A 16859-nucleotide genomic window follows, 5' to 3' on the forward strand; every position below is an offset into this window, starting at 1 on the left:
TCTCCTTGTCACGGTTTGAGCGCCCATACCGTCGCGTGTAGTACGGCGCCCGTTTCGGCGATGAGACGTGCCGATTGCACCGGCTCAAAACCGCTGATCCGCTTCGTGCCAGCCCAACGACCGCGATCCGCAAAAACCTCGATCGACCCGTAGTCGAGGAATATCCGCAGCCGTTTTGGACGGGCTCCCTTGGCAATATAGTGAGGGGATTCCACTGCGTCGTCTCCATGACGAATGGCAAGTCCCTCGTCGTCGACGACAACCTCGAGCCGGACAGTTGGATGTTGCAGCTTCAAGTGGAAATGGGCACCGGGCTTATCCAGCTCGAACAGGATTTCGACGGCGCCGTTGATAAAGCTTACCTGCTCTCCGGCTGCGAGGCGTGTCCGGTCCAGAATATGGCTCCGCAGGCTCTCGGCAGCGCCGATGGGCGGGGTGTGCAACTCGCCTGCAGACAGATGGATATTGCGAGGCAACGTCATGGCTGTGGGGAAATCGATTGCCGGCCCGGTGTCGGCCCAGTTGGCAAGCCAGCCTATGCCGACAATGGCATCGCCGTCGGCGAAGGCCTGGAAGGCGTAATTATCCGTCCCGAAGTCCAGTTCCTGTTCGAATTCCTTGGCAAAGGTCCGACCATCGAACCAACCGACAATGGCCATTGTCAGGTTCTTGCGCCGGGTCGACCGGTCCTCACTGTTCATCAACCCGAGAATCAGAACCCAGCGCGTCGCTGGATCGGTCGCAGGCCCGTCGAGCGGCAGCAGACAGGGACATTCGATCGCCGTCGTCCGATAGTGTTTCTCGACCAGAAGCTTGCCGACATACGTCCATCCGGTGGCTGCCGTATGGTCAAGGGTTTCGTAGAGCAGGACAACGCCGCCTTCATCGCTCTGGCTGCCCAGCAGCATTTTCCAAAGGCCATCCGGTCCCCTAAAGACGTAGGGGTCCCGAAAATCCGCTGTCAATCCCTGGTCAAGCGGGCGGTATGGCAGGATGACGTGCGCGTCTCCCGCCATGATGAGGTCGCTGGAAGTGGCCGTGAGTTGGATCTGCTGTTCCGGGATACGGTCCTGTACCTGCTCGGTGAAAAAGACGCGAATGCCCGGGCCATCGGCAAGCGGGATGGCCGAGCCGGAATAGGCGCCGCCCCGTTTGTCGGGCCTGGCGGTGAGATCTTCCGACGGAAACAGGAAGATGGGCATGTGACGCCACCGCAAATAATCCGAAGAGACGGCGTGCCCCCAATGCATCGTGTTCCAGCGAAGGCCATGCGAATAATGCTGATAGAACAGATGTGGGCGGCCTCCAAACCGGCCAAATCCGTTCGGATCGTTCATCCAGCCGAACGGCGGACGAAAATGATAGCTGTCGGGGATGTTCGGTGGGGCATTTCCCGGATTGGTGTGGAGAACTGTAATGCCCGTCTCCAGCACGTCGGCCAATGCGAACCAGTAGGCAACCGAAACCGAGGTCTGATCCGCATCGTAATCCAGTTCGACACTGCCGCCGCCGAAGACGTGAAAAATTCTGAATTCATGCTCTTCGGCGTTGATAACGCTCACCTCGCCGAACTTGCCGCGAACGTTGGAAAACGACAGCGAGCCTGGAACGTCCGGCCTGGTCGCCTTGAGCCAGATATGGAAGGTGGCGTTGACCGGCAGATCGGCATGCAGGCTTCGAATGGTGTTCCCGGCCGCAATCCTTACCTGGCTGTCACTCATAAATAGGGCTCCGTTGCGTGCGGCTTTCCCAGGCAAAACTGGATGCTCGACCTGGAATGCATTGCAGAAGGTTAAGGCTGGATTTTGACTTTGGCAAAGTCATTCCCCAGGATCGACAGTCCTTGAGGTCAATCGCCGCACGGATCACCGCCTGCAACTGCTGAACTCGCGGCGTAAGAAGGTTGGCGGCTCGCAGAGCATGATTGCATTGTCCGACGGCGTAACACCTTCTCTTTTCCGCAGGTTTCGACCCGCGGCGCAATCCCGTGCAGCCATTGTCCAGATCGGCCAACCAGTTGTCCGCATACGATGGAACGACGAACGGGACCCCGCCCGTCCGGACCGACTGCCGGGTTGGATCGGACCGTCGGTCCTGCGCTATGATTGAAAGCTGGATTTAGGAGGAGCTCATGGCCATCGGCGCTGACACCAAAGGCGTCTACACCATTGCCCCGACGCCGTTCGAGGCGGATGGCAAGATCGACTGGGAATCGCTTGATTCGATGGTCGATTTCTACGAGCGCTGCGGCGTCGATGGGATGACAATCCTCGGCATCATGGGTGAGGCCCCAAAACTCGACGCCGGCGAATCGCTCGAGATCGTCAAACGTATAGTGGCGCGCACCAGGCTGCCGGTGATCGTCGGCGTCTCCGCCCCTGGCTTCGCCGCCATGCGCAACCTTGCGCGCGCCGCGATGGAGATTGGCGCCCAGGGGGTGATGATCGCGCCGCCGCCGGCGCTGCGCACCGACGACCAGATCGTCACCTATTTCCGCAACGCATCCGAAGCCGTCGGCGAGGATGTTCCTTTCGTCCTGCAGGACTATCCGCTGACCCTGACGGTCGTCATGACGCCGGCCGTCATCCGCCGCATCGTCACCGACAACCCGGCCTGCTTCATGCTCAAGCACGAGGATTGGCCGGGCCTGGAGAAGATTAGCGCGCTGCGCGGCTTCCAGAAGGACGGCTCGCTGCGGCCGCTGTCCATCCTCACCGGCAATGGCGGCCTCTTTCTCGATTTCGAGATGGAGCGCGGTGCCGACGGCGCGATGACCGGCTACGCCTTCCCCGACATGCTGGTCGACATGGTGAAACTGTCCGCCGCCGGCGAGCGCGACAAGGCGCACGATCTTTTCGACGCCCACCTGCCCTATCTGCGCTATGAGCAGCAACCCGGCGTGGGACTTGCGGTACGCAAATATGTGATGATGAAGCGCGGCGCCATCGCGTCGGACGCCCAGCGCAAGCCGGGGAGTGCATTGTCGGCGGCGGCCAGACAAGAGGTCGACTATTTGCTCATGCGGCTGGAAAGTCGCGTCCGCAAACAAGCCTTGAGATAATGCACTAGCGGGCTATTTTGCCGCGCAATCACATCAATATACAGCCGCTTGCGGGGAAAGCGCATTTTTCGCCGAGCATTCCCACGTGTCCGTTTCGCGGCACGGTTCGGTCTTTGAAGCAGCTGGCATATGATGGCGGGTCAAACCACGCGGTCAGGGCGCGGCATTCCGCATCCAAACAGCAACGGGTTCGCGCAGTGTTCAGTTTGCACAAACAGTCTTGGAAGGACTGCAGGGAAACAAAAAACGCACAATAAAAATAATAGCTTATTGGATAAAGCTGGTGCGGTCGAGAAGACTCGAACTTCCACGGGTTGCCCCACAGCGACCTCAACGCTGCGCGTCTACCAATTCCGCCACGACCGCACGTGGTAGGAGCCGGAACGAACCGGCTCGCGGCGTGTAGCAAATCGTTTCCAGCGAAACAAGGGCGCGTCGCGCAATAATTGCCCGGGCTTCGGCATAACCCTCCAAAGAGCTGAAACGCGCTCGCAACTGGACGTTTCAGCCGATTGCCGCCATATGTGAGGCGACACGAGACACACCATGACAGAACGCAGCCAGATCGCCACGTCGTTCCTGCCCCTGCCCGGTTCGGCGCCGGTCGAATGGCGGATCGAACCCGGCCTCACCGCCTATCCGGATGCGCTCGCCGTGATGGAGGCGCGTGCCGAAGCGATCAGAAGCGGCGGCGCCGGCGAGATGGTCTGGCTGGTAGAGCATCCGCCACTCTACACCGCCGGCACCAGCGCCCGCATCGAGGACCTGATCGAGCCCGACCGTTTCCCGGTGTTCGCAGCTGGGCGCGGCGGCGAATACACCTATCATGGGCCGGGCCAGCGGGTCGCTTATGTGATGCTCGACCTGAAGCGGCGGCGCGAGGATGTCCGCGCCTTCGTCGCGGCACTTGAACAATGGATCATCGGCACGCTCGCCGCCTTCAACGTGCGCGGCGAACGGCGCGAGAACCGTGTCGGCGTCTGGGTGGTCCGGCCGGATCGCCCCGCCCGGCCCGACGGATCGCTCGCCGAGGACAAGATCGCCGCCATCGGCATCAGGCTGAGGCGCTGGGTGAGCTTTCACGGTATCGCCATCAATGTCGAGCCGGATCTCGCCCACTTCAGCGGCATAGTGCCGTGCGGCGTGCAGGACCACGGTGTCACCAGCCTCGTCGATCTCGGCCTTCCCATAACGATGGCCGATCTCGACCTCGCGCTGAAATCCGCCTTCGAGGATGTCTTCGGACCCACCGCAGCTCTGCTTGTCGAAACGGCCCGCAAGGCCGGCTGACAAGGCGGCGCAGAACCGCAGAGCTCCGACGCAGCCCCTCACCCGTGAAGAACGGGCGCGCTGCCTCACATCGCTCCGATCCAGATCGCCATGGAAATGAGAAACGTGCTCATGCACACCAGTGACACGACATCCTGAACAAGACCGGTCATAACGCTCTCCTGTTTTCAGTATGTTCGTATTTTGTTCTGATTTTGTTCGAATGTCAACGGCCTCAGTCAGAGCGTGTCGCGAAATTCGGGCGCTCAGTTCGGCACGGTTAAGGAAAGGTTGAGATCGGATTTCACTGTTTCCGCGCTGGCTGCGCGTGGGGAGATGCAGCCAGACAGCACACCTAGAGCGGAACAACCTTGCCGTCGGCCAGCGTGACGCGACGGTCCATGCGCGAGGCAAGCTCGTGATTATGGGTGGCGATCAGCGCCGCCAGGCCCGACTGCCGGACCAGCGCCCCCAGTGCCTCGAACACATAGGAGGCGGTGACCGGGTCGAGGTTGCCGGTCGGCTCGTCGGCCAGCAGCACCAGCGGCGCATTGGCGACGGCGCGCGCGATGGCGACGCGCTGTTGCTCGCCGCCGGACAGTTCTGACGGCCGGTGCTGCGCGCGCTTGCCGATCTGCATGTAATCGAGCAGTTGCGCCGACCGCTCGGCAGCCTCCTTGCGCGTCAGCCCTTTTATCAGTTGCGGCATCATGATGTTTTCCAGCGCCGTGAACTCGGGCAGCAGGTGATGGAACTGGTAGACGAAGCCGACATCGTTGCGGCGGATCGCCGTTCGCTCGTCGTCGGAAAGCCGCCCGCAGGCGCGGCCGGCCAGAATGACATCGCCGGCGTCCGGCCGCTCCAGCAGTCCGGCGGTGTGCAACAGCGTCGATTTGCCGGTGCCCGAAGGCGCCACCAGCGCCACGATCTCACCGCGCTTCAACGAAAAATCGGCGCCGTTGAGGATGGTCAGCTTGCGCGGCCCCTGGACATAATGCCGCTCGACGCTCTTCAGCTCGATAATGGCATCGGCCATCATTCGTACCTCAGCGCTTCGACCGGATCGAGCCTGGCCGCGCGCCATGCCGGAAACAGCGTCGCCAGGAACGACAGCACCAGCGCCATCAGCACCACCGAGATCGTCTCGCTGGCGTCCATGCGGGCAGGCAACTGGCTCAGGAAATAGAGCTCGGGATTGAACAGCCTTTCGCCGGCGAGCCAGGAGAAGAACTGGCGAATGCGCTCGACGTTCAGGCAGATGACGACGCCGAGGAGGACGCCGGCGAGGGTGCCCACCACGCCGATCGCCGCCCCCGTCATCAGGAAGATGCGCAGGATCGCGCCGCGCGTGGCGCCCATGGTGCGCAGGATGGCGATATCGTGGCCCTTGTCCTTGACCAGCATGATCAGCCCCGAAATGATGTTGAGCGCCGCAACCAGCACGATCAGCGTCAGGATCATGAACATGACGTTGCGCTCCACTTGCAGCGCATCGAAGAATGTCCGGTTTCGTTCTCGCCAGTCGACCATGGTTATCGGCCGCTGCGATGCCTCCTCGACCTTCGGCTTCAGCGCGTCGACATTGTCGGGATTGTCGACATAGATCTCGATCGCCTGGGCCCGGCCATCCATGTTGAAATAGAGCTGCGCTTCCGAAAACGGCATGTAGACGATGGAGCTGTCATATTCCGACATGCCGACCTCGAAGATCGCCGTGATCGGGTAGCCCTTCATGCGCGGTGTCGTGCCGAGCGGCGTGACATCGCCGTCGGGGGCGATAAGCGTGATGGTGTCGCCGAGCACAAGACCGAGATTGTCGGCCATGCGGCTGCCGATGGCGACGCCCTCGCCTGTGTCGAAGCCGGCGATCGAGCCCTGCTGGATATTGTTGGCGACGATTGAAATCTTGCCCAGGTCCTCGCCGCGTATGCCGCGCACCAGCGCCCCCGACCCGCCGCCGACATTGCCTTGCGCCAGCACCTGGCCGTCGATCAGCGGAATGGCGTATTGGACGCCGGGCACGCCGTTGATGCGGCCGGCGATCTGCGCATAGTCCTCCAGCGGCATGTCGAGCGGCTGCACGATCAGATGTCCGTTGACGCCGAGGATGCGCGTCAGAAGCTCGGCGCGAAAGCCGTTCATGACAGCCATCACGACGATCAGCGTGGCGACGCCCAGCATGATGCCAAGGAACGAGATCGAGGCAATGACGGAGATCACCGTCTCCTTGCGGCGCGAGCGCAGATAGCGCCACGCGACCATGCGTTCAAACACGGAAAAAGCTCCGGCGGCCATGGGTTTAGCTGCTGCCGCTCCACTCATCCGGCAAAACCGAAGCGTTTCTTCACGTCTTCGATCGGCAGCGTCTCACGCTCGCCGTTCCTGCGGTTTTTGATCTCGACCTCGCCGGCGGCCACGCCGCGCGGCCCGACGATCACCTGCCACGGCAGTCCGATCAGGTCGGCTGTGGCGAACTTGCCGCCCGGCCGCTGATCGGTGTCGTCGTAAAGCACGTCCTTGCCGACGGCGACAAACGCTGCATAGAGTTCATCGCAGATGCGGTCGCAGTCGGCGTCGCCGGCTTTCATATTGATCAGGCCGATGTCGAAAGGCGCCACCGCCTCCGGCCAGATGATGCCGTTGTCGTCGTGGCTGGCCTCGATGATCGCCGCGACCAGCCGCGTCGGGCCGATGCCGTAGGAACCTCCGGAAGCAAAATGATCCTTGCCGTCGGGCCCGGTCACCTTGGCGCCCATCGGCTTCGAATATTTGTCGCCGAAATGGAAGATGTGGCCGACCTCGATGCCGCGCGCCGAGACCCGGTCGCTTGTCGCGACCTTCTCCCACGCCGCCTCGTCGTGCATCTCGTCGGTCGCCGCATAGGGCGTCGTCCATTTCTTGACGATGTCGCTGATCTCGGCATCGTTGGAGAAGTCCGTGTCCGCCCCCGGCACATCAAGTGCGAGATAGTCGCGATGGCAATAGACCTGGCTCTCGCCGGTTTCGGCCAGGATGATGAATTCGTGGCTGAGGTCGCCGCCGATCGGCCCGGTATCGGCACGCATCGGGATTGCCTGCAGCCCCATGCGCGTGAACGTCCTGAGATAGGACACGAACATCCTGTTATAGGCCGCCCTGGCGCTTTCGAAGTCGAGATCGAAGGAATAGGCGTCCTTCATCAGGAACTCTCTGCTGCGCATGACGCCGAAGCGCGGCCGCACCTCGTCGCGGAACTTCCACTGGATGTGATAGAGATTGAGCGGCAGATCCTTGTAGGACTTCACATAGGCGCGAAAAATCTCGGTGACCACCTCCTCGTTGGTCGGCCCATAGAGCATGTCCCGATCCTGCCGGTCCTTGATGCGCAGCATCTCCTTGCCATAGTCGTCATAGCGGCCGCTTTCGCGCCACAGCTCGGCCGACTGGATGGTCGGCATCAGGATCTCGAGCGCGCCGGCCCGGTCCTGCTCCTCGCGAACGATCCGGCAGACCTTGTCCAGCACCCTCTTGCCTAGCGGCAGCCAGGAAAAACTGCCTTGCCCCTGCTGGCGGATCATGCCGGCGCGCAGCATCAGCCGGTGCGAGACGATTTCAGCCTCGCGCGGATTTTCTTTGAGGATAGGCAGGAAATAGCGCGACAAACGCATGGACCGGTCCGTGAGAGAGAGGATTGCCGCACCGGAATCGGCGCAGCGCAGGCTTGCTTGCCCCGGCTTCATAGCCATTTCATGACGGAATGGAAACCCGCCCCCCCAAGCCAACTGGCAGCCAACTGGGCGCCCGATGGGGCGTCGCAAAGGCGCCGCAGTGCCGCGTTCGCCTTACTGGTCGTTTCGCAAGCAACGCCTGCCATACTATTGTGCAGTGCAGCACGAGATAGCTTATTTCGGGGCAAAATTCTGCGTGACATTTTCACCCGGCTTGGTCTAATGTGCGCCGATAAACGAGAGGGCGGAAAGAAATCTGCTCTCCTACGCGGTCAAAGTCTTGGGAGGATGCGATCTAGGCGCGGTTACTCGCTGCCGCCGGATACCGGAAACAGATCGGACGCGTTTAAATTGCAAGGCCTCGTGCCTTGCATTTTTTTTGTGCAATCATTTGGTTAGCACGACAAATTGCTAAACCACTTTATTCGGAACCTGCATCGGTTTCCAGCCCGGATTGGTGCTCGCATGCAAGATGTGGCCAGCCGTACCCGGCGGTCTAGTTTTCGGGACTCCGGCTGAAATCCGGCACGATGTGCGGGATGTCGTCGATGCCGAGGCCGAGCCCCCGCGTCATGCCATAAAAGATGCCAAGCAGAACCAGCGTGACGATCGTCGTCCGCAGCACCGCGCGCAGCATATGCGGTCCGCGCGGCGCGCTGGATACCGTGCCCAGCGTCACGTCCTCATCCTCGTCCTGCGTCCTCAGGCTGAACGGCAGGATGGCGAACAGCACCACCCACCATGTGATGAAGAACAGGGCGAGAAATGAAACCCAGCTCATGCTTGCTCCAGTTCGACCAGCGTGCCGAAGAAATCCTTGGGATGCAGGAACAGCACCGGCTTGCCATGCGCGCCGGTCTTCGGGTTGCCGTCGCCGAGGACACGGGCGCCGCTGGCCTTGAGGTGATCTCGCGCGGCAAGAATGTCGTCGACCTCATAGCACAGATGATGCATGCCGCCCGATGGGTTCTTCTCGAGGAATGCCGCGATCGGCGAACCCTCACCAAGCGGCTCCAGCAATTCGATCTTGGTATTGCCGACATCGACGAACACCACCGTCACGCCATGCTCCGGCAGCGCCTGCGGCGCGGTCACCCGGGCGCCGAGCGTGTCGCGATAAGCCGCTGTGGCCGCAGCCAGATCCGGCACGGCAAGCGCGACATGGTTCAGGCGTCCAAGCATTGGTTTTCCTCAGGGCAGTAAGGCAATATGGGAGTAGGGAAAAACGACTTTCTCCCCTACTGCCGTACTGCCCTACTCCCCTATTCCCTTACCTTGTGACGAACACCGTCACCAGCGGCTTCTTGCCCCAGGCTTCATTGGCGGCGCCACGGACGGCGCGGCGCACTGCCTCCTGCACGAGGTCGAGATCTCTTCGGCGCTGACGGGGGATGGAGTCCACGGCGCCGATTGCCGCATCGATCATCAGGTCCTCCAGGCTCTCGCCGCGGCCATCGGCCTCGGCGACGCCGATGGCGACCAGATCGGGATCGCCGGCGAGCTCATATTTGTCGTCGAGCACGACATTGACCGCGACATGGCCGGCGAAAGACAGCTTGCGCCGGTCGCGAATGCCCATCGCCTGGTCGGTGCCGATCAGCCTGCCGTCCTTGTAGATGCGGCCGAACGGCACCTGGTCGATGATCGCCGCCGCACCGGGATAGAGCCGCAGCATGTCGCCGTTGCGCACCTGCGCCACCTGGCCGATGCCGGACACCGACATCAGCGATCCCTGCGCCACCAGATGCGCCGCCTCGCCATGCACGGGAACGCCGATCTGCGGCCGCACCCATTCATACATCTTGCGCAGCTCGCTGCGGCGCGGATGGCCCGAGACATGCACCAGCGCATCACCGTCCTCGATGATCTTGATACCGAGATCGATCAGACGGTTCTTGATCTCAAGGATACCCTTCTCGTTGCCGGGAATGGTACGCGAGGAAAACACCACCGTATCGCCTGCCGTCAGCGACACCGATTTCATCTCCTCGCGCGACAGTTTCGCCAGCGCCGCAAGCGGCTCGCCCTGGCTGCCGGTGCAGATGATGACGAGGTTTTCGCGCGGGATGAAGCCAAAGTCCTCCTCGGCGATGAATTCGGGCAGCCCATCCATGTAGCCGAGTTCGCCGGCAACATCGATGACCCGCTTCAGCGAGCGGCCGAGCACCAGGCACTGCCGGCCGGCATCGCGTGCCGCCTTGGCAATGGAGACGATGCGTCCGACATTGGAGGAAAAGGTGGTGACCGCAACGCGGCCCTTGGCGCTCTGGATGACGCCCTTGAGGCCCTCGCCAACCGCGACTTCCGACGGCGACACCCCTTCCCGCAGCGCATTGGTGGAATCGCAGATCAACGCCAGCACGCCCTTGTCGCCATAGGCGCGAAAGCGCGCCTCGTCGGTCAGCGGACCGATCGTCGGCGCCGGATCGATCTTCCAATCACCGGTGTGGATGACGGTGCCGGCCGGCGAGGTGATCGCCAGCGACATCGGCTCGGGGATCGAATGCGCGACCGGGATGGCCTCGATCTCGAACGGGCCGACGCTGAACTTTTCACCGGCGCGGTAGATCGTCACCGGGATCTTTGGTGCGCCCTGCTCGCCCTGCCGCTTGGCTTCCAGCAATCCAGCGCCGAACGGCGTCATCCAGACCGGCGCCTTGAGCTTCGGCCATGTGTCGAGCAGCGCGCCGTAGTGGTCCTCATGCGCGTGCGTGATGACGATGCCACGCAGATTGGCGATGTTCTCCTCGATGAAGCGCGTGTCAGGCAGCACCAGGTCGACGCCAGGCAGGCTGGCATCGGGAAAGGTCACGCCGACATCGACGACGATCCAGTCGCGCGCATTGGCCGGCCCGTAGCCATAGAGGGCGAAGTTCATGCCGATCTCGCCGACGCCGCCAAGCGGCACGAAGACGAGTTCGGCGTTTTCCGCTGTCGCCATGATCATTCCTTTCCTGGCCGGTCAACCCAAGCCCGTCAAACTCTGGGGCCAGTCAAACCTGAGCCCGTAAAAAACTTGGCCTGTCAAAACCTTGGCCTGCCAAACCTGGGTGGCCTGTCAAACCTGGGCCGACGCGACCGCACCGAAATGCACGTCGCCGGCGGCGATCGTCAGAACCGAACCCTCATCGTCGCGGATCACGAAACGGCAGTCCTCGTCAATGGTCTCGAACGTGCCGCGCACCACATTACCGTCAATTCTGACAGCAACCTGCCCGCCAAGCCCTGCCGCACGCGCCAGCCAGCGCCGCCTGACGGCGGCCAGCCCGCGCCCATCGTTCCACAGCCGCGCATTCTCGCTCCAGGCATCCGACAGCGCCAGAAACAATGTCTCGGCATCGCAAGCAGCGCCCAGCGCGCTAAGCGATGTCGCGGGATAAGGCAAATCCTTGGGGTATGCCACAACATTGACACCGATGCCGACCGCCACCGCAAAGCGATCGCCTTCGAGTATCGCCGATTCCAGCAGGATGCCGGCAAGCTTGGCGCCGGAGGCAAGCACATCGTTCGGCCATTTCAGCTCGAAACGGTTTTTTCCATCGCTGCCGCCGTCGAGGCCGATTGCGATCCTGCCCTTCGGCACGACGGCGTCGAGCGCATCGGCCAGCGCCAGCCCGGCGACGAAGCCGAGCGTCGCGGCCAGGCGAAGCTCGGCATTGGTGACCACCAGCAGCGTCGCCGCCAGATTGCCCTCGGGCGTCGCCCAGACCCGGCCGCGCCGGCCACGCCCGCTTTCCTGTTTTTTCGAAACGACCCAGAGCTTGCCCGGATCTCCCGCCCGCGCACGGTCGAGCGCCAGCGCATTGGTCGAACCGACGGTGTCATGTGCCTCGAGCCGGAACCCTTCCGAGGCCGCTGTTGGAGCCAGCCGAAATGCCATCCCGTCAGAAGAATGTCTTGGCGGCGGCTTCGGCATAGGTGCCGATCGGCCCGCCGATCAGCACATAGAACAGCACGAAGGCGCCGCAGACGCCAAGCACGATGCGAAGCTCGGTCGCCATCGGCACGAAGCCGCCGACCGGTTCGTCGAACCACATGATCTTGATGATCCGCAGATAATAATAGGCGCCCACCACCGAGGCCAGCACGCCGATGATCGCCAGCGCGTAGAGGTTGGCGTTGATGGCGGCAAGGAACACGTACCATTTCCCCCAGAAGCCGGCGAGCGGCGGAATGCCGGCCAGCGAGAACATCAGGATGGTCAGGATCGTCGCCATGATCGGATTGGTCGATGACAGCCCGGCGAGATCGCTGATCTGTTCGACATTGCCTTCCTTGCGCCGCATGGCGAGGATGAAGGCGAAGGTGCCGAGCGTCATCACCAGATAGATCAGCATGTAGATGGCGACACCGCGAACGCCGGCCTGACTGTTGGCGGCGAGGCCGACCAGGGCGTAGCCCATATGGCCGATCGAGGAATAGGCCATCAGCCGCTTGATGTTGGTCTGGCCGATAGCCGCAAAGGCGCCGAGCAGCATCGAGGCGATCGAGATGAAGACGATGATCTGCTGCCAGTCGGCGGCGATCGGCTGGAAGGCGTCCACGGTGACGCGCACGATCAGCGCCATCGCCGCCATCTTCGGCGCCGCCGCGAGGAAGGCCGTCACCGGCGTCGGCGCGCCTTCATAGACGTCGGGCGTCCACATGTGGAACGGCACCGCCGATATCTTGAAGGCGAGGCCGGCCAGCACGAAGACCAGGCCGAAGACCAGGCCAAGCTGCCGCTCGCCGCCGCCAAGTGCTGCGGCGATCTCCTGGAAGCCGGTGTTGCCGGTGTAGCCGTAGACGAGGCTGATGCCGTAGAGCAGCATGCCCGACGACAGCGCCCCAAGTACGAAGTACTTGAGTCCCGCCTCGGTCGAGCGCAGATTGTCCCGGTTGATCGCCGCCAGCACGTAGATTGCCAGCGACTGCAGTTCGAGGCCGAGATAAAGCCCGATCATGCCGTTGGCCGAGATCATCAGCATCATGCCGAGCGTGCACAGCAGGATCAGCACCGGATACTCGAACTTGTCGAAATGCTCCGCCTTGGCGAAGCGCATCGACATGACCAGCGTCACCGCCGACCCAATCAGCGCCAGCACCTTCATGAAGCGGGCGAAGGGATCCTGGACGAAGGCTTCGCCGTAAGCGTTGCCCTGCCCGGTGGAAAAGATCGTCCAGAGGCCGGCAATCACCAGGACGGCGACGGCAAGGCCGCTGACCGTGGTGGTGGTGTTGGCGCGCGAATAGGCGCCGAGCATCAGCAGCGCCAGGGCGCCGACGGCGAGGATCAGCTCTGGCGTCGACAGCGACAGGCTGGAGAGAAGGTCCGGCGTCATGGTTCGCAAACCTCTCGGGTCAGTTCGCCGCCGCGGTCTGCGCGGTGTCGATGGATGCGGTGACATTGGTAACGAGCGCCTTGACCGATGCGGCAGTCGCGTCGAAGACCGGCGCCGGGTAGACGCCGAAGAAGATGACCAGCACGGCCAGCGGGTAGATGATCACCTTCTCGCGCGTCGACAGGTCGAGCAGGCCTTTCAGGCTGTCCTTGGTCAGCGCGCCGAAGATCACCCGGCGATACAGCCACAGTGCATAGGCCGCCGACAGGATGACGCCGGTGGCGGCGAAGAACGCCACCCAGGTGTTGACCCGGAACACGCCGAGCATGGTCAGGAACTCGCCGACGAAGCCGCTGGTGCCGGGCAGGCCGACATTGGCCATGGTGAAGATCATGAACACGGTGGCGTATTTCGGCATGTTGTTGACCAGCCCGCCATAGGCGTCGATGTCGCGCGTGTGCATGCGGTCGTAGATGACGCCGACGCAGAGGAACAGCGCGCCGGAGACCAGGCCGTGCGACAGCATCTGGAAGATTGCCCCCTGGACGCCTTCCTGGTTCATCGCGAAGATGCCCATGGTGACGAAGCCCATATGGGCGACCGACGAATAGGCGATCAGCTTCTTCATGTCCTCCTGCATCAACGCCACCAGCGAGGTGTAGATGATGGCGACGACGGACAGCGCGAAGACCAGCGGCGCAAACATCTCCGAGGCGATCGGAAACATCGGCAAGGAGAAGCGCAGGAAGCCATATCCGCCCATCTTCAGCAGGATGGCGGCCAGGATCACCGAACCGGCCGTCGGCGCCTCGACATGCGCGTCCGGCAGCCAGGTGTGCACCGGCCACATCGGCATCTTCACGGCGAAGGAGGCGAAGAAGGCGAGCCATAGCCAGGTCTGCATGGAGGCCGGGAAGTCGTGCGTCAGCAGCGTCGGGATGTCGGTGGTGCCGGACTGGAAGAACATCGCCATGATGGCGAGCAGCATCAGCACCGAGCCGGCCAGCGTATAGAGGAAGAACTTGAACGAGGCGTAGACGCGCCGCTTGCCGCCCCACACGCCGATGATGATGAACATCGGGATCAGGCCGGCTTCGAAGAAGACGTAGAACAAGACGATGTCGAGCGCGCAGAACACGCCGATCATCAGCGTCTCCAGTAGCAGGAAAGCGATCATGTAGGCCTTGACGCGCTTCTCGATCGATTCCCACGAAGCCAGGATGCAGAGCGGCATCAGGAAGGTGGTCAGGATGACGAACAGCATGGAGATGCCGTCGACGCCCATATGGTAGGAGATGCCGGAATCCAGCCAGGCAAACTTCTCGACGAACTGGAAGCCGGGCTCCGCATTGTCGAAGCCGGTCCAGATGAACAGCGAGACGATGAAGGTGATACCAGTCGTCCACAACGCAATGGCGCGGATGTTGCGGCGGGCATTCTCGCTGTCGTCATTGATCAGCAGAATGAACAGCACACCAACCAGCGGCAGGAAGGTGACCAGCGAGAGGATCGGCCAGGCGGTCATCAGAGCATCATCCAGGTGACGAATGCGGCAACGCCGATCAGCATGGCGAAGGCATAATGATAGAGGTAGCCGGTCTGCAGCTTGACGACCCGGTTGGTGACGTCGACGACGCGCGCCGAAACCCCGTCCGGACCAAGTCCGTCGATCACGGTGCCGTCACCGGTCTTCCACAGGAAGTGGCCGAGGCGTTTTGCCGGCCGCACGAACAGGAAGTCGAAGAGTTCGTCGAAATACCACTTGTTGAGCAGGAAGGCGTAGAGCCCGCGATGCTGCGCCGCCAGGTTCTTCGGCATCTCCGGCGCGCGGATGTAGAATTGCCAGGCAATCGCAAAGCCGATCAGCATGGCGACGAACGGCGACAGCTTCACCCAAAACGGCACTTCGTGGATGTCGTGCAGGATGTGATTCTCCGGCAGCGTGAACAGCGACGCCTTCCAGAACTCGGCATAGCCCTCGCCGATGAAGGCGCCATGGAAGATCACGCCGGCGAACAGCGCGCCAGCCGCCAGGATGTACAGCGGCACCAGCATGACCGGCGGCGATTCATGGACGTGGTGCATGACGTCGTGGCTCGCCCGCGGCTGGCCGTGGAAGGTCATGAAGATCAAGCGCCAGGAATAGAAGCTGGTGAAGCAGGCAGCGACGACCAGCAGCACGAAAGCAAGGCCGGCGACCGGATTGTGCGCGGCAAAGGCGCTTTCGATGATCGCGTCCTTGGAGAAGAAGCCGGCGGTGCCGATGACCGTCACCGGAATGCCGACGCCGGTCAGCGCCAGCGTGCCGATCACCATCATCCAGTAGGTCTTCGGAATGAGCGTCCTGAGGCCGCCCATCCTGCGCATGTCCTGTTCATCCGAGACGGCGTGGATCACCGAGCCGGAGCCAAGGAACAGCAGCGCCTTGAAGAAGGCATGCGTGAACAGATGGAAGATCGCCGCGCCATAGGCGCCGACGCCGAGCGCCACGAACATGTAGCCGAGCTGCGAGCAGGTCGAATAGGCGATGACGCGCTTGATGTCGTTCTGGACAAGGCCGACGGTCGCCGCGAAGAAGGCGGTGAAGGCGCCGATGAAGGTGACCACGATCAGCGCCGAATGCGACAGTTCGAACAGCGGCGACAGCCGCGCCAGCATGAACACGCCGGCCGTCACCATGGTGGCGGCATGGATGAGCGCCGAGACCGGCGTCGGCCCTTCCATGGCGTCGGGCAGCCAGGTGTGCAGCGGCACCTGGGCCGACTTGCCCATGGCGCCCATGAACAGCAAGAGGCAGACGACGGTCATCGCCGCCTGCTTGTCGAGGGCATAGCCGAGGAAGGTCAGCACGGCTGCGCCCTCCGGCGCGCCTTCGGCCGGGATGAACGTCGCCGCATTGGCGAAGATGGTGCCGAGATTGACCGAACCGAACAGCACGAACACACCGAAGATGCCGAGCGCGAAACCGAAATCGCCGACGCGGTTGACGACGAAGGCCTTGATCGCGGCGGCATTGGCCGACGGCTTCTTGTACCAGAAGCCGATCAGCAGATAGGAGGCGAGGCCGACGCCTTCCCAGCCGAAGAACATCTGCACGAGGTTGTCGGCCGTCACCAGCATCAGCATGGCGAAGGTGAACAGCGACAGATAGGCGAAGAAGCGCGGCCGGTTCGGGTCGTGATGCATGTAGCCGATGGAGTAGATGTGGACCAGCGCCGACACCGTGTTGACGACGACCAGCATCACCACCGTCAGCGTGTCGATGCGCAGTGCCCATGCGGCTTCCAACCCGCCCGACTGGATCCAGCGCAGCACCGGCACGGTGAACACCTCGCCCTCGCCGAAGCCGACGGCGAAGAAGGCGACCCACGACAGCACGGCTGATATCACCAGGAAGCCGGAGGTGATGTATTCGGACGCCTTGGCGCCGAGCGACGTGCCGAACAGGCCGACGATCAGGAAGCCGAGCAGAGGAAGGAAGACGATGGCCTGATACATGGT

13 protein-coding genes and 1 tRNA gene are annotated in these 16859 nt (G+C 62.5%); 2 read left to right on the plus strand and 12 right to left on the minus strand.

Annotated elements, in window-relative coordinates:
- Positions 1 to 8: 8 nt before the first annotated feature.
- Complete coding sequence (locus tag AC0L2R_RS22710) at positions 9 to 1721, minus strand: GH32 C-terminal domain-containing protein (RefSeq protein WP_473511672.1); 1713 nt, start codon at positions 1719 to 1721, stop codon at positions 9 to 11.
- Between the two features lie 410 nt (positions 1722 to 2131).
- Here AC0L2R_RS22710 and AC0L2R_RS22715 point away from each other — a divergent pair, with 410 nt between their 5' ends.
- Positions 2132 to 3061 carry a dihydrodipicolinate synthase family protein gene (locus tag AC0L2R_RS22715; protein ID WP_473511648.1) on the plus strand — a complete coding sequence of 310 codons (930 nt, stop codon included), beginning with the start codon at positions 2132 to 2134 and terminating at the stop codon, positions 3059 to 3061.
- Between the two features lie 281 nt (positions 3062 to 3342).
- Here the strand turns inward: AC0L2R_RS22715 and AC0L2R_RS22720 are convergent.
- A tRNA-Leu gene (locus AC0L2R_RS22720) sits at positions 3343 to 3427 on the minus strand.
- 180 nt (positions 3428 to 3607) lie between these two features.
- Between AC0L2R_RS22720 and lipB the strand changes: the two genes are divergently transcribed.
- Positions 3608 to 4351, plus strand: a complete 744-nt coding sequence (gene lipB, locus AC0L2R_RS22725) for a lipoyl(octanoyl) transferase LipB (protein WP_473511649.1) — start codon at positions 3608 to 3610, stop codon at positions 4349 to 4351.
- A 334-nt stretch (positions 4352 to 4685) separates the two neighbouring features.
- Here lipB and AC0L2R_RS22730 read toward each other — a convergent pair whose 3' ends face one another.
- From AC0L2R_RS22730 to nuoL, 10 genes are all read right to left on the minus strand, one after another.
- Positions 4686 to 5366 (minus strand): ABC transporter ATP-binding protein, encoded by a 681-nt coding sequence (locus AC0L2R_RS22730; protein WP_036269595.1) that lies wholly within the window; start codon positions 5364 to 5366, stop codon positions 4686 to 4688.
- Entirely contained in the window at positions 5366 to 6652 is a 1287-nt protein-coding gene (locus AC0L2R_RS22735) for a lipoprotein-releasing ABC transporter permease subunit (RefSeq protein ID WP_023798872.1), read from the minus strand. The genes AC0L2R_RS22730 and AC0L2R_RS22735 overlap by 1 nt, the downstream gene beginning before the upstream one ends.
- A complete protein-coding gene (gene proS, locus AC0L2R_RS22740) occupies positions 6649 to 7977 on the minus strand; it encodes a proline--tRNA ligase (RefSeq protein WP_473511651.1) in 1329 nt (442 codons plus the stop codon). Before proS ends, AC0L2R_RS22735 begins: the two co-directional genes overlap by 4 nt.
- A gap of 556 nt (positions 7978 to 8533) precedes the next feature.
- Positions 8534 to 8818, minus strand: a complete 285-nt coding sequence (locus tag AC0L2R_RS22745) for a DUF1467 family protein (RefSeq protein ID WP_023798870.1) — start codon at positions 8816 to 8818, stop codon at positions 8534 to 8536.
- Complete coding sequence (mce, locus tag AC0L2R_RS22750; protein ID WP_023798869.1) at positions 8815 to 9219, minus strand: methylmalonyl-CoA epimerase; 405 nt, start codon at positions 9217 to 9219, stop codon at positions 8815 to 8817. The genes AC0L2R_RS22745 and mce overlap by 4 nt, the downstream gene beginning before the upstream one ends.
- 88 nt (positions 9220 to 9307) lie before the next feature.
- Positions 9308 to 10978, minus strand: coding sequence for a ribonuclease J (locus AC0L2R_RS22755; protein ID WP_287174687.1), 1671 nt, complete (start codon positions 10976 to 10978; stop codon positions 9308 to 9310).
- 117 nt (positions 10979 to 11095) lie between these two features.
- Positions 11096 to 11917, minus strand: a complete 822-nt coding sequence (locus AC0L2R_RS22760) for a biotin--[acetyl-CoA-carboxylase] ligase (protein ID WP_091594342.1) — start codon at positions 11915 to 11917, stop codon at positions 11096 to 11098.
- A gap of 4 nt (positions 11918 to 11921) precedes the next feature.
- Complete coding sequence (nuoN, locus tag AC0L2R_RS22765; RefSeq protein ID WP_473511652.1) at positions 11922 to 13358, minus strand: NADH-quinone oxidoreductase subunit NuoN; 1437 nt, start codon at positions 13356 to 13358, stop codon at positions 11922 to 11924.
- A 19-nt stretch (positions 13359 to 13377) separates the two neighbouring features.
- A complete protein-coding gene (locus AC0L2R_RS22770; protein ID WP_473511654.1) occupies positions 13378 to 14883 on the minus strand; it encodes an NADH-quinone oxidoreductase subunit M in 1506 nt (501 codons plus the stop codon).
- Positions 14883 to 16856 carry an NADH-quinone oxidoreductase subunit L gene (gene nuoL / locus AC0L2R_RS22775; RefSeq protein WP_287214147.1) on the minus strand — a complete coding sequence of 658 codons (1974 nt, stop codon included), beginning with the start codon at positions 16854 to 16856 and terminating at the stop codon, positions 14883 to 14885. Before nuoL ends, AC0L2R_RS22770 begins: the two co-directional genes overlap by 1 nt.
- Positions 16857 to 16859 lie beyond the last annotated feature (3 nt).

This window comes from Mesorhizobium sp. WSM4820, from assembly GCF_055811075.1.

What these genes read in the sequence shown, in the direction of transcription:
- AC0L2R_RS22710 (WP_473511672.1), bottom strand. Translation starts at nt 1,721, where the DNA reads ATGAGTGACAGCCAGGTAAGGATTGCGGCCGGGAACACCATTCGAAGC.
- AC0L2R_RS22715 (WP_473511648.1), top strand. Translation starts at nt 2,132, where the DNA reads ATGGCCATCGGCGCTGACACCAAAGGCGTCTACACCATTGCCCCGACG.
- lipB (WP_473511649.1), top strand. Translation starts at nt 3,608, where the DNA reads ATGACAGAACGCAGCCAGATCGCCACGTCGTTCCTGCCCCTGCCCGGT.
- AC0L2R_RS22730 (WP_036269595.1), bottom strand. Translation starts at nt 5,366, where the DNA reads ATGGCCGATGCCATTATCGAGCTGAAGAGCGTCGAGCGGCATTATGTC.
- AC0L2R_RS22735 (WP_023798872.1), bottom strand. Translation starts at nt 6,652, where the DNA reads ATGAGTGGAGCGGCAGCAGCTAAACCCATGGCCGCCGGAGCTTTTTCC.
- proS (WP_473511651.1), bottom strand. Translation starts at nt 7,977, where the DNA reads ATGCGTTTGTCGCGCTATTTCCTGCCTATCCTCAAAGAAAATCCGCGC.
- AC0L2R_RS22745 (WP_023798870.1), bottom strand. Translation starts at nt 8,818, where the DNA reads ATGAGCTGGGTTTCATTTCTCGCCCTGTTCTTCATCACATGGTGGGTG.
- mce (WP_023798869.1), bottom strand. Translation starts at nt 9,219, where the DNA reads ATGCTTGGACGCCTGAACCATGTCGCGCTTGCCGTGCCGGATCTGGCT.
- AC0L2R_RS22755 (WP_287174687.1), bottom strand. Translation starts at nt 10,978, where the DNA reads ATGGCGACAGCGGAAAACGCCGAACTCGTCTTCGTGCCGCTTGGCGGC.
- AC0L2R_RS22760 (WP_091594342.1), bottom strand. Translation starts at nt 11,917, where the DNA reads ATGGCATTTCGGCTGGCTCCAACAGCGGCCTCGGAAGGGTTCCGGCTC.
- nuoN (WP_473511652.1), bottom strand. Translation starts at nt 13,358, where the DNA reads ATGACGCCGGACCTTCTCTCCAGCCTGTCGCTGTCGACGCCAGAGCTG.
- AC0L2R_RS22770 (WP_473511654.1), bottom strand. Translation starts at nt 14,883, where the DNA reads ATGACCGCCTGGCCGATCCTCTCGCTGGTCACCTTCCTGCCGCTGGTT.
- nuoL (WP_287214147.1), bottom strand. Translation starts at nt 16,856, where the DNA reads ATGTATCAGGCCATCGTCTTCCTTCCTCTGCTCGGCTTCCTGATCGTC.